The sequence below is a fragment of the Kitasatospora sp. NPDC018058 genome, assembly GCF_044327205.1.
Lineage (GTDB): Bacteria > Actinomycetota > Actinomycetes > Streptomycetales > Streptomycetaceae > Kitasatospora.
In genome coordinates, this window is sequence record NZ_JBIRFA010000054.1 from 30192 (window position 1) to 47698 (window position 17507).

Genomic DNA, 17507 nt, shown 5'->3' on the forward strand with positions numbered 1-17507 from the left:
GATGGTTTCACGGCGTTGCGTACGCCTTTCTGCGGACGATCACGGCGCCGATGCCGAGCGCGAGGAGCAACCCCCACACGGGCAGCCGGTCGGGCTGCAGGACGAGCCGCAGCGCAAGGGGGACGTGGCCGGTGGCCCATGCGGGTACCACGACGACGGCGCCCCACGCGACCACCAGCCCGACGGAGGCGCGGGTCACGCCGACCACGCTGCCCAGCGCCAGGGCGGTGGAGGTGAAGGCCAGGGAGGGCAGCAACCACTGCGCGGCCGACAGGGTTCCGGTCAGCCATCCCCCCAGCAGGAGCCCGGGCAGGACCACCACGAGGACCGCCGTGGTGCGTCTGAGGAGCAGCGGCAGGCCGGCCCGGGCGGTCGAGGCCGTCAGTTCGTGCGCCGGGTCCAGGCCGCGCGACCACGATGCGGCGACACCGCACAGCGGCAGCACGGGCGCGATCGGCAACACGGGAGAGGCCCCGCCGAAGAACATCGGCGGCGCGACCGCGGCCAGCAGCAACGCCGACAGGGTGACGACGACGGTCATGGCCAACCACGGGGTCATGACCGGCGTGAGCCAGGCCGAGACCCACCTCGGCCGGTGGCGCCGCGAGGGCGCCCCGACGGCCGCGTCCAGCTGCGGTTCCAGACCGGCCCGGACGGTGTCGAGGAGCACGGCGACGTCGGGCGCCTCGGTGGCCACGGCGGCCGCCAGGTGGCTCCGGCACGGCGCGCACGTCTCCAGATGGGCCTCCAACGCCCATACGGTGTCCGCGGCCATCGTCGCGTCACCCCGCGCGTAGTCGTCGATCAACCGCCTCGACGCGCACCCCTTGGTGATCCGCTCGTTTCGCCCGCTCATGCCAGCGCCTCCCGCATCGCGATCCGGGCCCGGCGGGCGCGGGTCTTGACCGTGCCTTCGGGCAGTCTGAGCAGGACGGCGGTCTCCCGGACGGAGAGTCCGTCGAGCACCGTGGCCTGCAGCACCTCGCGGAGTTCCGGCGCCAGTCGCCGCAGCGCGTCGCCGACGTCGCCGCCGACGGTCCCGGCGAGTGCCTCCTCCTCCGCCGCGGGCACCACCGCCCGCTCGGCGGCGGCGACCGGCGGTTCGGCGTGGTGGGCACGGCGCCGGAACGCGTCGACCAGGCGGCGCGCCGCGATCGTCCACAGCCACCCGACGGCCGTCCCGCCGACCGCGCTCCCGGCGAACGCGCCGGCCGCACGCCACACCGCCAGATAGGTCTCCTGCAGGACTTCGGCGACGATCTGCTCGTCGGCGCAGCGGCGGCGCAGCCGCACCGCCAGCCATGGCGATGTACGCCGGTACAACTCCTCGAACGCCCCGCGGTCACCTCTGGCCACCAGCCGAAGGAGGCGTTCCTCGTCCAGCTCGTCCGGTGCTCTCCTGCGTGATCTCACACCAGCCAGACGCCCGCCGCAGCGCGCAGGTTCTGCGTCCGCCGTGACCTGCGTCACAGGTCGCAATCCCGGCCGCCGACTCCGGTCCGGGCCGGGCCGCATCGGTTCAGTCCGGCCGGACCGGCGGGAACCTCGCGTCCGAAGCCCCGCCGGCCCCCGACCGAGCCGACGGGTGCCGCCCCGTCCTGCGGCCCGACCACCGTGCGCCACCCCGGGGGACCTCGGCGCCGTCCTCGGCCGGGCGCTCGGCTACAGGTGCTGCTCGGCCCAGATGATCTTGCCCTCGGGTGTGTAGCGGACGCCCCAGCGTTCGGCCAGCTGGGCGACCAGGAACAGGCCGCGGCCACCCTCGTCCTCGGCAGCCGCGTAGCGCAGGTGCGGGGCGGTGCTGCTGGTGTCGGAGACCTCACAGATCAGTGTGCGGTCGTACAGCAGCCGCACCTTGATCGGTCCGGTCGCGTAGCGGATGGCATTGGTCACCAGCTCGCTGAGCACCAGTTCGGTGACGAAACCGGCCTCGTCCAGGCCCCACTCGGTGAGCTGTCGGGTGGCCTCGGCGCGGGCCTCGGCCACGGCCGCGGGCGTCGCGGTCACCTCCCACTCGGTGGTCCGATCGGGCGCCAGCACGCGGGTACGGGCGACGAGGAGGGCGATGTCGTCGGTCTGGCGGACGGGCAACAGGGCGTCGAGCACCGCATCGCAGACGTCCTGGGGCGATCGGTCGGGGTGGGCCAGGGTGGCGGTGAGGACGTCCAGGCCGACGCCGATGTCGCGGGTGCGGTCCTCGATGAGGCCGTCGGTGTAGAGGACCAGGCTGCTGCCCGGCGGCAGTCGCACCTCCGTGGCTTCGAAGGGCATCCCGCCCAGGCCGAGCGGCGGGCCCGCGGGGAGAGCGAGCACCTCAACCGTGCCGTCCGGGTGGACGATGGCGGGCGGCGGATGGCCCGCCCGGGCCAGGGCGCAGACGGCGGTGGTGGGGTCGTAGACGGCGTAGAGGCAGGTGGCACCGGTGATCGCGAGCTGCCCCTCGGTCGCGGCCGTCTCCTGGTCGATGTGGGCGACCAGTTCGTCCAGGTGTCCGAGGAGCTCGTCCGGCGGCAGGTCGAGGGTCGAGAAGTTCTGCACCGCGGTGCGCAGGCGGCCCATGGTCGCGGCCGCGTGCAGGCCGTGGCCGACCACGTCGCCGACGACGAGCGCCACACGGGTGCCCGGCAGCGGGATGACGTCGAACCAGTCGCCGCCGACCCCCGCCTGGGCGGGCAGGTAACGGTAGGCGACGTCGAGGGCGCTCTGCTCGGGCAACGCGCGCGGCAACAGGCTGTGCTGCAGGGTGACGGCCATCGTGTGCTCGCGCGTGTAGCGGCGGGCGTTGTCGATGGACACGGCGGCCCGGGCGGCCAGCTCCTCGGCCAGGGACAGGTCGTCCTCCTCGAACGGACCTCGTGCCCGGCTGCGCCAGAAGCAGGCGACGCCCATCAGCACACCCCGTGCCGACAGCGGAACGGCGATCAGCGATGCCAGGCCGAACTCCAGCACCGCCTGTGTGCGCTCGGTGTCCTGCCTGCGCCATCCGGCGTCGCTCGCCACCTCGGAGACCAGCGAGGAACGCCCGCTGACGAAGCCCGCCGCCTGCGGGGTGCTCCCGGCCCACGTGACCAGCTCCCCCTGGGGGTACAGCGGCGAATCGTCCCGAACGCCCGTGACCGCCACCCGCCGCAGTACCACTGGGGCCCCGGCCGTCAGGCTCTGGGGTTCCTCGCCGAGCAGGACCTCCTCGGCGAGGTCGACGGTGGCGTAGTCGCAGAACTCCCGGGAGGCCGTCCGGGCGAGCTCCTCCGCGGTGCGCCGGACGTCCAGGGTGGTTCCGATGGTCACGCTCGCGTCGTACAGCAGCCTGAGCCGGCTGCGGGCGACCTCGGCCTTCCCCGCGAGGGCGAGGAGCTCGGTGGAGTCGCGCAGGGTGGTGACGCTGCCGGCCGGGCCTCCCCCGCTGTCGGTGGGGCGGTTGTTGACGGCCACCAGGCGGTTGCCGACGTGGATCACCTCGTCGGTGACCGGGCGGCCGGAGATCAGCAGGTCGGTCGCACGGGGGGCGAGGCCGAGGTCGGCGACGGCGCGTCCCTCCACGTCGGCGGGCAGGTCGAGCAGCCGGCGCGCCTCGTCGTTGGCGAGCAGGACCCTGCCGTCGCCGCCGACGATGGCCACACCCTCGCGCACCGCGTGCAGCACCGCGTCGTGGTGCTCGTACATCCGGGTCATCTCCTCCGGCCCCAAGCCATGGGTCTGCCGCAGGAGGCGCCTGCCCACCAGCGCCGTTCCGGTCGTGGCCAGGCCCAGCGCGACGGCGCCGGCGCCCAGGACGACCGGCAGCTGACGGTTGATCGCGCTGCTCACGTTGGCGACCTTCATCCCGGACGACACGATGCCCACGACCGCACCGTGGGTGTCCTCCACCGGGACCACCACCTGGTACTCCTCGCCGAGCGGTCCGTGCACCCGCTCGACGGTGACCCGGCCCTCCAGCGACGGCCCGATGGTGCCGACGAACTTCTTGCCGATCTGTTCCGGCTCGGGGTGGGTGTAGCGGATGCCGTTCCGGTCGGTCACCACGATGAAGTCGACGTGGGCGCCCTTGCGGGCCGCTTCGGTCAACGGCTGGAGCACCGCGCTGGGATCAGGGCCCTGCATCGTCGCCACCAGGCCGGGGCCGTGCGCGAACGCCTCGGCCGCCGCGAGCGAGCGGTCGCGCGCTGCCGCGAACCGGTCACTGCGGGACTGGATCAGCAGCGCGACGACCGCCGCCACCACGAGCAGCAGCACGACCAACACCTGCAGGACGAACATCTGACCCGCGACGCTGTGGATGCTCAACACCGACCGCAGTTGCCGCACGGACGGCTCCCGAGCGATCGGGTGTGGCTGCCGCCGTCCACGGCGGCCACGCGATCGGCCCGGGGGCCGGGGAGAGGAGCCCGTGTCTTTCGCCATACCCCCATGGTCCCGCCCCGGGCACGAGTGGGGCGCGGCAACGAAGGGCCTCGCCCGAGCACTCACGCACACCACGCACACCACGCTTGCCGCGCCCGCCGACCCGAAGCGGTCCCCCGCCCGTCCCCGTTCACCGGGGGACGGACCGGATCAGCAGCAGCGCGACGTCGTCGGTGCGGTGCTCTCCGTGCCCGGCCCGATCGACGAGCGCATCGGCCAACCGGTCGAGTGGTTCGCCGCCGTAGCGGGCCAGGGTGGCGGTGAGGTCGGCCAGCGCCCGGTCGAGGTCCGCACCGGGCGTGTCGATGAGGCCGTCGGTGTACAGGACCAAAGTGGTGCCGATCGACAGGTCGATGCGGGTCTGCGGGTAATCGGCGGCGGGATCGACGTTCAGCAACGTGCCGATGAGCGGCTCCAGTGCGTCCGCCCGGCCGTCCGGGCCGTACCGCAGCGGCACCGGGTGGCCGGCGTCGGCCAGCCAGGCCTCGCGGCGGGCGAGGTCGACACGGAGGTAGGCGCAGCTGGCCAGCAAGGCCGTGTCCAGGTCGGCCAGCAGGCGATTGGTGCGGCAGAGGACGGTGCTCGGATCGGCATCGGCTGCGGCGAAGGCACGGACGGCGGTGCGGATCTGGCCCATCAGCGCGGCGGCGTTGACGTTGTGGCCCTGGACGTCGCCGATCACGACCGCCACGCTGTCGGGCCCGACGCGGATGAGGTCGTAGAAGTCGCCTCCGACGTCCATGCCCGCGGTGCACGGCAGGTAGCGGGCGCCGATCTCCAGGCCCGGGACCGCGGGCAGCGCGCGGGGCAGCAGGCTTTCCTGGAGGCCGTGGGCGAGGACGAGCTTGGTGTCGTACAGCCGGGCACGGTCCAGGGCCTGGGCGATCAGTCCGCCGAGGGAGGTGAGGACGGCGCGTTCCTCCACGTCGAAGTGGTGCGGCTCGGCGAACGCCAGCACGCAGGTCCCGATCACCCTGCGCGAGGTGACGAGCGGGAGATAGGCCCAGGCGGCCATCCCGTCCTGCGTCTCGTGGCGGTTCGGGTAGAGCCGCTCCAACTCCGCACGGTTCTCGAAGAACGCCGGCACGGGGTTGGTGGACGCCTGGACACCGGGCGTGGGCTCGGTCAGCGGGGTGCTGTCGAACTGGTCGACCAGGCCGGGGCGATAGCCGCGGTGGCCCGCGATGCGCAGCCGGCCGCCCTCGGGGATCAGCACCGCCACGGCCTGACCGCCGAAAGCCGGCACGATCTGCTCGGAGATCATGCTCACCACGTCCTGCACGCTGATGGCCTCGGTCAGCGCGCTGGCGAGGTGGAGCAGGTGGTACAGCGCTCCGGGCCGGGTGTGCAGCGCCCGCTCGGCCGGTGCCCCGGTGGACCGGCCGCGGCCGACGGCGTCGGCGGTGACGATCCGGGCGGTGAGTCCGGACGCGTCCGGGAACAGCTCGAACGACAGCCACCGGTCCGGCGGCCGCAGGGCGACGAACGAGGTGGACTGCCCGCTGATCACCGCGGCCCGGCAGTGGTACTCGTACACCGGATCCCGTAGCCACGGCAGGACCGCCCACGGCCGGGAGCCCAGCAGTCGCTCGACCGGCTCGCCGAGCAGCTCGGCGGCGGCCGGTGTGACGGCGGCCAGCCGGCCGTCCAGGTCGATGTCGCAGATCCCCTCCGGAAGTCGTGCCGCCATCGTGGCGAGGGGATCGGCGGAACAGTGGTCCGCCACCGCGGGGCGCGGGCCGGGGCGGATCGGACGACCTGCCCGCGCCGCCTCCGCCAGTACCTCGGCCAGGCGGACGGCGAGCAGGTCGAGCTCGTCGCGTTCCCGCGGGGACATCTCGGGGGGATGCGCGGCGGGCCAGAGCACGAAGACGGACCCGTACACGGTCCGCCTCCGCGTGACGAGGGGCGCGGCCGCGAGGCAGAACCCGTACGGCATCGCGACGGCGACCCGAGGGAACCGGCGCGCCATGTCCTCCGCGCCGCCCACCCACACGACCTGGCCGCTGTGCACCGCTTCGGCCACCGGGATCGGCGAGGTCACGCCGATGTGCTGCCACGGCCTGCTGAACTGCCGTGCGGCCCCCAGCGTCATGGCCAGTTCGAGCAGCTGCCGGTCCTCCGAGAGCAGGTAGAGGCCCCCGATGTGCGCGTCGAGTCGGTCCGCCGCCGTCCGCAGGAGCTGCGCCACCGTCTCGAACCCCCGCCCGGCCGACGCCTCGGCGGCCTCGTGCCCGGGCTTCGGCGACGAATGCCACTGCACGCCCATCACGAGCACCCCATTCGAACCGACCAGTGAACCCGTAGGTCCCCTCCCATAGTGGCCCGGCCGGACCCACATAAGCTCTTCTTCGGACTCCCGAATCCCCCCTTCTGAAACCGTCATCGTGAGTAACATTGCACTCACTCTGTGAAATTTCACAGCCTGAAATATATTCGCAGTAGATAACAATGGGATAACAGTGGACTAGACCACTAGGCCTGCCGATCGACAAGTGACCTTCAGGCGCTGCTCATTGACGCTCGACATCCACCGTCTATGCGCGTAGCCATCAAGCGGCCCGGACTTGTCCGTTCCGCTTCCGAGGTGGCTCTGCCAGACTCCCCGGCATTCGGATTCACCTAACGGGGAGTGAGATCTGACGCATGAGCAGCCACCGCAGGAAATCGCGTCGAACGACCGTTGCGGCAATCGCCGTCGTGCTGGCCGCCGCGGCCGCGCTGGGCATCGGCGCCGTGGCCCAGGCAGGCCTGGTCAAGGGAACCGTCATCGGGGGACAGGGGAACTTCAGCACCGTCAACGAGCGTGTGCTCCCCTCACTCTCGGCCCGGATCTCCGGCCAGGCCGCGCCGGGCGACCGCATCCCGATGATCTGCCGCACCACGGGGGACACCGTCGAGAACGACAACCGCTGGATCTGGTCCGGCGCCTACTACATCGCCGACACTTTCATCAGTGAGGACACCGGGAACCTGCCGCTGTGCAGTTCCACCCGACCCACCAGCTGGACGGCGCTCGACATCACCATGCAGAAGCAGGTCCAGGACCAGTGGTGCTGGGACGCCTCCGGCCTGACGGTCGCCACCTACTGGGGCTACAACCAGTACAACCAGTACGACTTCTGCCGCCTCGCCCAGCGGGGCCGCTGGCTGGACTGCAACGACCGGCCCGCGACGCTCGACGACATGGCCAACGGCCTGTCCGCCATGGGCTTCCGCAACAGCGGCCACGACCTGAACCGCAACGCCTCGTTCAGCGAGGTCACCAACGAGATAGCCAACGGGCGGCCGTTCGCGGTGCGCATCGGCTGGACCTCGGGCGGCGGGCACATGAACGTCATCTACGGCTACGACAGCACCAGCAACATGATCGCGGTGGGCGATCCGTGGCCCAGCACGCAGACGTACACCTGGTGGAACTTCAACACCTACGTCAACAACGGATCGTTCCAGTGGACCCACTCCCGGGTCGGCATCCACGCGTGAGGAGACAACCAACCATGAGGACACTGAAGGCGGTCGCCCTCACCGCCGCCGCACTCGTGAGCGTCGGCGCCGCCACCACATCGGCCCGGGCCGACGGCGGGAGCGATGTCCCCGACTACGGCGCCGCTCAGCAGGTGCTGCGCTCCGGGCAGACGCACGACACCGTCTCCCGCTTCCTGGGCGCCGCGAGGACGGCGGCCGTGCCCGGGACCGGCGCCACAGCCGGTGCCGACGGCGGCAGTGCGGGCGGTCGGCCGAACACCCCGAACGCGGCCGCCGCGCCACCGTCGTTCCAGCTCAAGGACCCGGTCCCGATGTACGAGCTGTCGGTGGACTTCGTAGCGGGCAAGGCCCAGCCGACACCGCAGAACGCGCTCAGGCTGTCCTACCTCGCCTCGCGGGTGAGCGCGGCCGACGGTCACCAGGCCGCCGTACTGCTCACTCCGCCGGACAAGGGCGGCGGCTGGCGGCTGGCCGGCATCCGGGACGGTGACAACGAGCTCAAGCTCGCCGAACGCACCACCGCCGGCGCCCGCACCTTCACCGAGCCGCAGATCCACGCCTGGTACCGGCTCACCGCGAGCGGCGACGTCGAGCCGCTCAACACCGAGGCCACCACGGGCCTCGGTGGCAAGCAGAGCCTCCCGCTGGCCGCCTACCAGAAGCTGGTGACCGGCCGGTACGCGGACAAGCTCCCCGGATCCGGTTACGACCGGAGCGGGCTCGCCGGAGGGTTCGGACTGTTCGACGGCACGGGATCCGCGGCCGGGTCACCGCCCGGAACGCCGCCCCAAGTCCTGCCCGAAGCGCGATCCGACACGCAGACACCGGCGATCTCGCCGGCCTCGGCCTCGGCCGATCAGCCGTCCCCGATGTCGTGGCAGCTGCCGGCGGTCGGTGCCGCCGTGCTGGCCGGCGGCGCGGCCGGCCTCTACCTCCGCCTGCGCCGTCGCGGCCGCGGCGCACCGACGGACTGACATCCGAACGACGGACACACGAGGCACCGGGCGACGGGCGACACCCCGGCACGCCCGGTGCCTCGCGCCTCCCGGCCACACCCGGCCTGCCGCAGCCCGCCCAACTCCCGGACTACAGCCCGGGGTCGGGTGGTGCCGGCTCACAGCCTGACATTCGGTCGGCCCTGGGATCCGTCATTCCGTCGGCCGGCCTGGCCCCGTATCCCCTCGGCCAGGTCGTCCAGGAGGACGTCGGCGACCACCTCCTCGACGACGGCCGTCCGCAGCTCGGCCATCGCTTCGGTGAGGGCCGGGTCCCACGGTGCAGGTGTGAGGCGCCCGGGATCCGGGCCCGTGGGGAGCCGGTCCACGGCCGACCGGTAGTCCGAGGCTGCCATGCGCCAGGGGACGGCTCCGGTCTTGGCGAGGACGTGGGCCGCGATACGGATGCCCTCGCCGTCGAAGTCACCGTGGTAGTGCAGGGAGGCACCGTCGTCGGCGAGTCGGCGCAGCAGGTGGAGCACGGCGGTGTTGGGCCAGCCCGAGGTGCAGACGAGCGGCGGGCAGTGGGAGCCGAAGCGTCGGAGGGCGAGGGCGAGCACGCTGGGGTTCTCGGTGATGTGCACCGGCCCTGCGGGGCCGGTGAATTCACCGGGTGAGCGTAGTTGGGCGAGGGTGAGGCTGACGGGGTGCCCGGCTCCGGCACAGATGCGGGAGATTCCGGCGACCGGGCCTTCGCCCTCGGGGCGGAGACCGACAGCGAGCACGGTGGCGGAGAGTTCGGCGTCGGCGACGCCGGCCCGGCTCCAGAGCGCGCGCCGGGTTTCCGCGCTGTCCGGCAGGTCGGTGCCGTACTGCACCGCCAGGGCGCGCAGGACGAGGGCGGACAGCCGTGTCCCGTCGTCGAGGGCGTGGGAGTCGCCGTCGAGGAGACGCGCGGCGAGGACCGGAAGTGGCTCGCCGTCGGCCGGGAGTGCGGCGAGGACGGTCAGCGCGGCGGACAGGAGGCCCCGGGTCCGGGCGGGTGAGCCGTCGACGAGGCCGCCGGCCCGCAGGTGGCCGACCCATTCCGCGAGGACGGGCTGGGCGGCGACCACCTCGTGCCCGGCCAACCACCCCCACAGGGCGTCGCGTTGGCCGGCCTGGTGTTCGCGCTCGGCGGCCCGGTCGTGGATGGGGCCGAGGATCGCGGTCACCACCTCCCGGACAGGCCGGCCGCAGGCGTCCACCACGGCGGTTTCGAGTCCGGCGAGAGGAATCGTCGGTTCGGCCCCGGGCAGCCGGTCGAGCCCGAGGAGGTCGGCCAGGGCCTCCCGTCCGGCGTCGTCGAGCGGCCCGACCCGCACTCGGCTGACGGGGCGGCCGGTCGACAGGCGGTCGTGGACGGCCGACCAGAGGGGCCGGAGTTCGGGGAGGTCGAGGCGGTGGCGGTCCGTCATGTCGGCTCGTCCGTGTCGGTGTCGGCGGGCAGCAGGTCGGTGCCCGTCCAGGTGAAGCGGGCGCTGGTGACGGCGTCGTCACCGTCACCGCCGGTGATCAGCTGGTGGACGGCGATGCCGGAGAGCTCCCGGTAGGTGCACCACTCGTGGTCGGAGGTGAGCACCAGGTCGAGGTCGAGCGCTGCGAGGAGGGCGAAGACCTGCCCGCGGTTGACGGTGTCGACGCCGACGAAGACCTCGTCGAGCAGGATCAGCCGCGGGGACTGCGGCACCGCCTCGTAGTGGGCGGCCACGGCGGCGAAGAGCGGCAGGTGGAGGGCGATGGCCTTCTCGCCGCCCGAGAGCGCGCCGTGGAGCTTCTTGGTGAGCAGTTGCCAGCCGGCGCCGTTGGCGCGGTCGAGCTTGACGACGAACTGGTGCCAGGCGGTGTAGTCGAGGACCTGGGCGAGCTGTTCCTCCCATGTGGCGGCGGTGTTGCGGGTCTTGGCCTCCTCGATGCGGCCCCGGAAGAAGGCGTGCAGGGCCTCGCGGTCGGCCTCGGTGATCCGGGCCGGGTCCTTGAGCAGCAGCTCGCGGGCCGTGCGGGTGCCGGCGGGCAGGTCGGGGTGGATCTGCCAGACCAGGCGGACGGCCACCCGGGAGGCGGTGCGGACCCGTTCGAGGTGGCCGTTCATCCGCTCGACGAGTTCACCGGCCTGGCGGATGCGGGAGGCGAGGTGGCGCCGGGTGTCACCGGTGAGGGTCCGGTCGAAGAGACCGCGTTCGGCGGCGGTGATGTCGTCCTGGCTGCGGTCACGGTCGTTGGTGAGGATGGTGAGGAGGCCGGTCGCGCCGACCCGGATGCCGTCAACGGTGGCGGTGAGGACGTGGATGTCCTCGTCGGCTTCGAGTTCGAGGTCGGCGCGGCTGCTGAGGCTCTGGCGGGCACGGTGGACGGCTTCGGACAGGCGGTTCAGCGCGTCGCCGAGGTTCCTGGTGCCGTGCGGCAGGTTGGGCCACGTCGCGGCGGTCTCGCGGGCCGCTTCGAGGGTGGCGCGGGTGCCGTCCGCGGAGGTGAGGACGAGACCGAGGCCCGCGTCCTCGGGAAGACCGAGGACGCAGAGGCGCCGGAAGGCGCGGGCGGCCCCGTTGCGGGCCGCCACGGCGTCGTCACGCCGGGCCGCGTCCTGGGCCATGGTAGCGCTCAGCGAGCCAATCCGGCCTTCCAGCGCGATGAGTGCCCGAGTACCGGCATCGATCTCGCGGCGGGTCCGGTCGAGCGACGTCCGCAGGTCGCCGATCCGGGCGGCCACCTGGCGGTAGTCCTCACCGACGGTGCTCTCGACGGCCCGGAGCGTGGATCGGAGCCCTCGGGCCGTGGCGTCGGCGTCCTCGGCTTCGGCCACGCTCTCCTTGGCGACCGCCTGGGAGGCCTCGGCATGGGTGCGGGCGGTGTCCCAGGCGTGCTGGGCGGCCACCCAGGCGAGGTGGGCGTCCAGCCAGAGGTCGGTCTGTTCGCGCAGCGCGTCGACGGCCGTGGCGGTGACGTCCAAGGCGGTGCGTTCGGTCGGCAGGGCGTGCTCGGCCGAGGCGACGGCGAGGGCGCGGAGCGCGGACGCGACCTTGTCCTCCTGCCTCGCGAGCCGCTCGACGGCCTCGCGGACGGAGTCCTCGCGGGCGCCCACCTCGGACTCGGACTTCTCCCAAGCGCGCCTGGCCTGGTCGACCTCCCGGTGGTGCGGCCGGGACCGGAGGTCGGCGCCGAGGCGCAGCCGGCGGTCGGCGAGGGTGCGCAGCCGCGCTTCGAACCCGGCGACGTCGGTGTTGGCCTCGGCCAGTTCGGCGGAGAGTTCGGTGATCCGCCGCTGCCTGGCGCGTTCCCTGGCCGCGGCGCCGATGTGGCTGGACTCCTCCTTCGTCCACGTGCCGGTGGCCGTCGCGAGCCGCCAGCTTCCGTCGGCCGCCACGGCGGCCGGGTGTCCCGCGGGAAGGGTGGAGCCGTAGGCGATGCCGGCGAGCAGCCGCCGGACCTGACCGACCGGCACCGGGCCGTCGGGTTCGGGGGACAGGACGTCGAGCAGTGAGGGGCCCGCTGCGGGAGTGGCCGACGCCGGGTCGGCCAGTGTGTCGTGGCCGGGGACGGCGATGCCGCCGTCGGGGGTCATCCAGGCGTCCAGCAGGCCCGCCGCTTCCAGAGCCGCTTCGATGCCGGCCTGGTCGGCGGGCGGCACGTGCGGCTGGAACACCAGCAGTCGCCACAGCGGCGCCCCCGGCAGGGCCGACCGGTCGGCCGTGCGGGTGCGTGGTGGGAGCGGCGGGAGGTCGACCGCGGCCGCGGTGCGTTCCAGCTCTTCGGCGATCCGGTCACGCCGGGCGCGGGCGTCGTTCCGGCCGGCGCGGGCGGTCGTCTCATCGGCGGTGAGGTCGCTCTCGGCGGCGCGGGCGGCGGCTTCGACCAGCGCGAGGACGTCGGTCTCGACGGCGGCGCGGGAGGCGAGTTCCTCGGCGTCGTCGATGCGCAACTCGGTGCAGTCGGCCGCCGCCCACCGGCGCAGGAGCTCGGCGTGGGCGTCGACGGCGGTCTCGTACCCCCGGGCGTTGCCGTCGCGCCGCGCGGTCGCTTCGGCCAGCCGCCCGCGTGCCGTGTCGAGGTGGTCCTCCGCCGCCGTCCGGTCCGCGACGCAACGCTCGTGGTGCTCGACGGCGGCCCGGACCCGGGCGATCTGGCCGTGTCGCGAGGCGACCGCACCACGGAGCAGGCGGCGTGCGGCGCGCCCCTGCTCCTCCGCGTCGCCGGACGGACCCGGCGCGGTGCCGAGCATCGCCTGCACCTCGGTGCAGAGGGACTCCATGGCTGCCCGCCGCGCCGCACCGCGGGCATCCTCCCGGGCGGCGCCGGTGTGCTCGGCCCGCTGCTCCGAGCGCAGCCGTGCCTCGTCGGCACGCTCGGCGTCCTCGGTGGCCGTGCCAGCCTTCCGGTCGGCGGCGGCGCGCAGGCGGGCGGCGGTCCGGGCGGCGTGGTCGGCCCGGCGGCGGAGCTGGTCGAGTTCCTGACCCTGCCGGTAGATCTCGGAGTCGAGGAGCCCCTCGATGGCGCCGTCGATCTCCTGCACCCGGTGTTCGAGTTCCTCCTTCGCACCCCTGCTCTCCTCGCGCTCGCGCAAGGCTCCGGCGTGCTCCTCCTCGCTCTCCCGGGCGATCCGGGTCAGGTTGTCCATCTCGGTCGTCGCGGAGATGAGCGCGGCCGCCCCGGCGCGCAGGACGCGCTGGGCGTAGCCGCGTTGCTGGGCCGCGACGGCGGTGGCCGAGGCCACTTCGTCGTCCAGTGCCTTGAGGTGTTCGCGTTGACGGTCGAGGCGCTCGAAGCCCTCGGCCAGTTCGGTGATCTCGCCTTGTCCGAGCGGGGGCAGGGCCCGGGAGAGCAGGGAGGACAGCAGCGACGGGTCGAGGCGCTCGGAGAGCTTGGGGGTGCGGAGCTGGAGCAGGGCGGTGATCAGGGCGTCGTAGCGTTGCTCGTTCAGCCCGGGGAAGAGCGTGCTCCGGACCGTGGTGCGGTAGTCGGCCGGTGATCCGTGCAGCTCGCCACGGCCCCGCAGGGCTTCGGCCAAGGCTGCGCGGGTGAGCGGCTGGCCCGCCTCGTTGACCAGGGCGAGGCCGCCGGGGCGGTCGATCCGCGCGCCGGTGGTGAAGTAGTCGACGGTGACACCAGTGGTGTGCACGCTGGCCTGGAGCCTGGCACCGCAGGTGAACCAGGTGGGGCCGCCGTCGTCGCGGACGAACTCCAGCCACACGTATCCGACCCGGGTCTTGCCCGACGCGCCCTCACCCATCAGGTTCCAGTGCATGGTGCGCTCGGAGCCGCCGAAGGTCGACAGCCGGTTCGGCCGCAGGCTGGCGTCGAGCAGGAACGGCAGCAGCACCTCCAGCGCCTTGGACTTGCCGGTGCCGTTCTGCCCCCGCAGGAGCAGCCGGCCCTCGTGGAACGTGAAGGTCTCGTCGTAGTAGCGCCAGACGTTGAGGATGCCGGCCCGGGAGGGCTGCCACCGCGCCCCTTCCGCCGTCCTCCGGAGCGTGGCGGACTGCGGGGGTGGTGTCACGGTCATCAGCGGTCCTCTCTGGTTCGTGTTGCGGCGCCCTCGGCCGTGGTGGCCCGGTACCGGAACGCCGCGGGCCGGGGGACGGTGCGGTCGCCGATCCGGCGGGCCAGGCCGAAGTCGGCGAGGACGCGGACGGCATCGGCCGTGAGGCGCTGGGCTCCGTCCTCCGACTGGTAGCTCTTCGCCCACGCCGGGAACCGCAACAGCAGTTCGGTCGCCTCGGCACCGAGCTGTTCCGGCGTCAGCCCGTCCGGAGCAGCCGTCAGCGGTTCCAGCAGGAGCAGGGCGGCGACGCGGGCCGTCGCGGAATCGTCCGGGAAGCGGCTGTCGGTGGCGATCCCCTCCGGGTCGACGAGGAGCAGGCCCTCGGCCCGTTCCTCCAGCACGAAGCCGCCCTGCTCGGCGGCGCGCCGGACGATCTGGCGGCCCGTCGGCGAGGTGAGGTACGCCAGTTCGTCGGCGGAGAGCTCGTCGTGGTGGAGGACGGGATCGTCGAGGAGCCGGCGCAGCAGCGAGTGCCGCAGCCGGAGGTTGCGCTGCGCGTCCGAGGCGTCGGCACCTCCGTACCGGCTCTCGCGCACGGTGTCGCGCAGGAGTTCCTCGAACCGCAGCGCGGTCTCCTCCGCCGGTACGGCCAGCCGGGACGGCCCGACGGGCGCGGCGAGCAGCCGCATCAGCACCGTGGCGTCCACCCGGTAGAGCACCTTGGCCTGCGCCGAGTCCGCGAAGCTCTCTGTGACACCGTCCACGGTGAGAAGCGCGCCGTAGGACTCCAGCAGCTTGAGGACGTCGACGAAGGCCATGCGCTCGGGCCTGCTCGCCGTGTCGAAGGGCGGCAGCGCCTCATCGGTGGCGCAGGCTTGGACGACGCGGTCGGCGAGCAGACCGACCGTCGTCACCGGGACCGGCAGCAGCTCGGCCGCGACGACGCACAGCAGGGTGTAGCGGCGGCGGTCGAACGGCGCCTTGCCGGACCGCAGTCGGCGGGCGGGGCGCGAGGCGTCGGGGACGGCCCGGATCTTGAGCAGGCGCGCGTACCCCAGGCGCGGCTCGACCACCAGCTGCCAGCCGCAGTAGTAATCGAACCACTTCGTCAGCGGGTCCTGCCGGCGGCGGACCAGCTCGAAGGCGCTCGGGTCGCCGCGCTCGGTGACCAGCGGTCGGCCGAGGAGCAGTCTGATGCCCCGGGCGACGTCCTGCCGCTCGGCCAGGACCAGTTGGTTCGCGAGGGTGCTCATGGACACCTCTTGGTTGTCCGCCGGCTCCGCTCGCTCATCGCGCCTCCTGTCCAGCGGGCTCCCGCATGGTGCCCGGGCTGCGGATCTCCACCAGGTAGTCAGGCCCCTCCAGCCTTCCCCGAGGCGTCCGCAGGACGGCCCGTCCGCCGTCGGGCAGCGGCCGGAGGACGACCTCGACGCGACCGTCCGAGGTGACGGCCCGACGCGCACCGCTGCCGTCCGGTCGTACGGCCAGCGCCCTGCCGAGGAGGTCGAGCAGTCGCTCGAAGACCGAGTGGTCCAGCGTGCCGAAGCCGGAGAGCCGCACGGGCCCGTCGGTGCCCAGGACGTCCCAGGCCGCTTCGAGTTCGGCGCGCTCCTTCCGGGCCCGCTCGGCCCGGGTCGCCTTGATCCCGCCGATGTCGCGCACCCTGCCCGTCCGCGTGAACCGCTCCGTGCGGCCACTGGTGCGCAGCAGGGCCGACACCTCGACCGGCGGGGCCTCGGCCCAGGTGTCCGACGACGACACCAACTCCGGGTCGGGGTGGGCGAGATGGGCGTGACGGGACGGGCCGAGACCGAAGGCGGCCGCCCACAGGCGGTGCAGGTCGTCCTCGGTGGGTGCGGCGGCGAACCAGCGGGCCAGCTCCCGGAAGTCCTGGACGGCGCTGGAGGAGCGACGTCGCGACTCGGTGATCCGGTCGAGGACCTGGAGGAGCGTCACGATCGCCCGCCGCGCCACGTCGTGCAGTTGCTCGACACGGGGACGTGCCCCGTCCGTCGGCCGGAACCACGCCCGCAGCCCTTCCCAGCGCGCCCGGCGCCGTTCCAGCCACGCCGGCGCGGGATCGCCGCCGGCGACCGGCGGCAGCTCGGCCCCCCGCAACGCCCGCTCGTGCAGCGGGCCCACTCCGCGCTGCTCGACCCGCTCCACGGCGGAGGCGACCGCCTGCCCCCGCTGATCGAGGTTGACGAGGAACTCCTGGAGGTAGGCCACCGTCGCGGCCTTCACCTCCCGGAACGTCGCCAGGTCCGCGCCCTCGGCGCGCAGCAGGCGCTGCAACTCCCCGTTGAACGCCTTGGTGTTGGCCAGCAGCGCTTCCAGGTGCCCCTCCAGCTCCTGCAACGTCGTGAACACCCGACGGTCCGAGGACGCGGAATCCCCCAGCAGGACGTACAGTTCGTCGAGCCGGTCCGTGATCGCCTCCAGCACCGCCGTCTGGAGCGCACCGGTCGAGGCGAGTACGGCAAGGGCGTGCTCGACCCCGGCGAACGCGGCCTCGCCGCGCCGGGTCAGCGAGTACTGGAGGTTGCGGCGCTCGTACTCCTCGGCGGTGCGGTAGTTCTCCGCGTGGTTCTGGACGACGCCCAGCAGCTGCCACTCCCGCAGCTTGCGCAGCGCCTCCTGCAGATCGTCGTCGTGGATCGTGTCGAGCCAGCCCACCGTCCGCAGACGGGAGCGGACTTCGTCCAGCCCGAGAGCGGTCTCCAGCCGCTCGTTGGCCGCGCCGAAGGCCTGGAGGATCGCACCGTAGAGCTCGGCCTTGTCCCCCGTCGTGAACCGGAACATCTCCGGCGGCACCCTGCGCAATGGCTCCCCTCCCCTGGGCCCCAAGCCCCCTGACGGGCACCACAGTACGCGGACGCACCGACAGGACCGGCCCGGATCTCCATTCCGGGCGCCGCACCGTGGAAGCACGGGGCGCTCCGACCGCCCGACGAGGCCTCACTGCGCCCTTCCGCGATGTCGCTGCGCCGAACCTCATCGTCCGCCGGTTCCGCCGGGACCGGTGGGTGGCAGGGGCCTTGAGCCGTGCCCAGGAATGGCGCTGGAATGCGAAGAACCCCCATCCGGAATCCGGATGGGGGTTCTTCTGAAGAATTGTTCGGCGGCGTCCTACTCTCCCACAGGGTCCCCCCTGCAGTACCATC

10 protein-coding genes are annotated in these 17507 nt (G+C 73.1%); 2 read left to right on the top strand and 8 right to left on the bottom strand.

Going from position 1 to position 17507, the window contains the following annotated elements; all coding sequences use genetic code 11:
• Window positions 1–7 precede the first annotated feature (7 nt).
• From ACH4E7_RS39920 to ACH4E7_RS39935, 4 genes are all read right to left on the bottom strand, one after another.
• A complete protein-coding gene (locus ACH4E7_RS39920; protein ID WP_396254118.1) occupies window positions 8–856 on the bottom strand; it encodes a zf-HC2 domain-containing protein in 849 nt (282 codons plus the stop codon).
• Window positions 853–1356 (bottom strand): RNA polymerase sigma factor, encoded by a 504-nt coding sequence (locus ACH4E7_RS39925; RefSeq protein WP_396254119.1) that lies wholly within the window; start codon window positions 1354–1356, stop codon window positions 853–855. Before ACH4E7_RS39925 ends, ACH4E7_RS39920 begins: the two co-directional genes overlap by 4 nt.
• Before the next feature lie 306 nt (window positions 1357–1662).
• Window positions 1663–4257, bottom strand: a complete 2595-nt coding sequence (locus ACH4E7_RS39930) for a SpoIIE family protein phosphatase (RefSeq protein ID WP_396254127.1) — start codon at window positions 4255–4257, stop codon at window positions 1663–1665.
• Between the two features lie 274 nt (window positions 4258–4531).
• Window positions 4532–6670, bottom strand: coding sequence for a SpoIIE family protein phosphatase (locus ACH4E7_RS39935; protein ID WP_396254120.1), 2139 nt, complete (start codon window positions 6668–6670; stop codon window positions 4532–4534).
• A 431-nt stretch (window positions 6671–7101) separates the two neighbouring features.
• On the opposite strand from ACH4E7_RS39935, the gene ACH4E7_RS39940 reads away from it, so the two are divergent.
• Both ACH4E7_RS39940 and ACH4E7_RS39945 read left to right on the top strand, forming a co-directional pair.
• A complete protein-coding gene (locus ACH4E7_RS39940; protein ID WP_396254121.1) occupies window positions 7102–7887 on the top strand; it encodes a papain-like cysteine protease family protein in 786 nt (261 codons plus the stop codon).
• Window positions 7888–7901: 14 nt separating this feature from the next.
• The gene (locus tag ACH4E7_RS39945) at window positions 7902–8864 is read left to right on the top strand and encodes a hypothetical protein (RefSeq protein WP_396254122.1); all 963 of its coding nucleotides are present in this window, start codon (window positions 7902–7904) and stop codon (window positions 8862–8864) included.
• A gap of 140 nt (window positions 8865–9004) precedes the next feature.
• On the opposite strand, the gene ACH4E7_RS39950 is transcribed toward ACH4E7_RS39945, so the two are convergent.
• Genes ACH4E7_RS39950 through ACH4E7_RS39965 form a run of 4 tightly spaced genes read right to left on the bottom strand, consistent with a single transcriptional unit; the run spans window position 9005 to window position 17145 of the window.
• Window positions 9005–10282 (bottom strand): TIGR02679 family protein, encoded by a 1278-nt coding sequence (locus ACH4E7_RS39950; protein ID WP_396254123.1) that lies wholly within the window; start codon window positions 10280–10282, stop codon window positions 9005–9007.
• Entirely contained in the window at window positions 10279–14364 is a 4086-nt protein-coding gene (locus ACH4E7_RS39955) for a TIGR02680 family protein (protein WP_396254124.1), read from the bottom strand. Before ACH4E7_RS39955 ends, ACH4E7_RS39950 begins: the two co-directional genes overlap by 4 nt.
• Window positions 14364–15596 carry a TIGR02678 family protein gene (locus ACH4E7_RS39960; protein ID WP_396254125.1) on the bottom strand — a complete coding sequence of 411 codons (1233 nt, stop codon included), beginning with the start codon at window positions 15594–15596 and terminating at the stop codon, window positions 14364–14366. The genes ACH4E7_RS39955 and ACH4E7_RS39960 overlap by 1 nt, the downstream gene beginning before the upstream one ends.
• A gap of 34 nt (window positions 15597–15630) precedes the next feature.
• Entirely contained in the window at window positions 15631–17145 is a 1515-nt protein-coding gene (locus tag ACH4E7_RS39965) for a TIGR02677 family protein (protein WP_396254126.1), read from the bottom strand.
• Between the last annotated feature and the right edge of the window lie 362 nt (window positions 17146–17507).

Excerpts from the sequence above, each read along its gene's own strand:
- ACH4E7_RS39920 (WP_396254118.1), bottom strand. The coding sequence starts at position 856 with ATGAGCGGGCGAAACGAGCGGATCACCAAGGGGTGCGCGTCGAGGCGG.
- ACH4E7_RS39930 (WP_396254127.1), bottom strand. The coding sequence starts at position 4,257 with ATGTTCGTCCTGCAGGTGTTGGTCGTGCTGCTGCTCGTGGTGGCGGCG.
- ACH4E7_RS39935 (WP_396254120.1), bottom strand. The coding sequence starts at position 6,670 with ATGGGCGTGCAGTGGCATTCGTCGCCGAAGCCCGGGCACGAGGCCGCC.
- ACH4E7_RS39945 (WP_396254122.1), top strand. The coding sequence starts at position 7,902 with ATGAGGACACTGAAGGCGGTCGCCCTCACCGCCGCCGCACTCGTGAGC.
- ACH4E7_RS39950 (WP_396254123.1), bottom strand. The coding sequence starts at position 10,282 with ATGACGGACCGCCACCGCCTCGACCTCCCCGAACTCCGGCCCCTCTGG.
- ACH4E7_RS39955 (WP_396254124.1), bottom strand. The coding sequence starts at position 14,364 with ATGACCGTGACACCACCCCCGCAGTCCGCCACGCTCCGGAGGACGGCG.
- ACH4E7_RS39960 (WP_396254125.1), bottom strand. The coding sequence starts at position 15,596 with ATGAGCACCCTCGCGAACCAACTGGTCCTGGCCGAGCGGCAGGACGTC.
- ACH4E7_RS39965 (WP_396254126.1), bottom strand. The coding sequence starts at position 17,145 with ATGTTCCGGTTCACGACGGGGGACAAGGCCGAGCTCTACGGTGCGATC.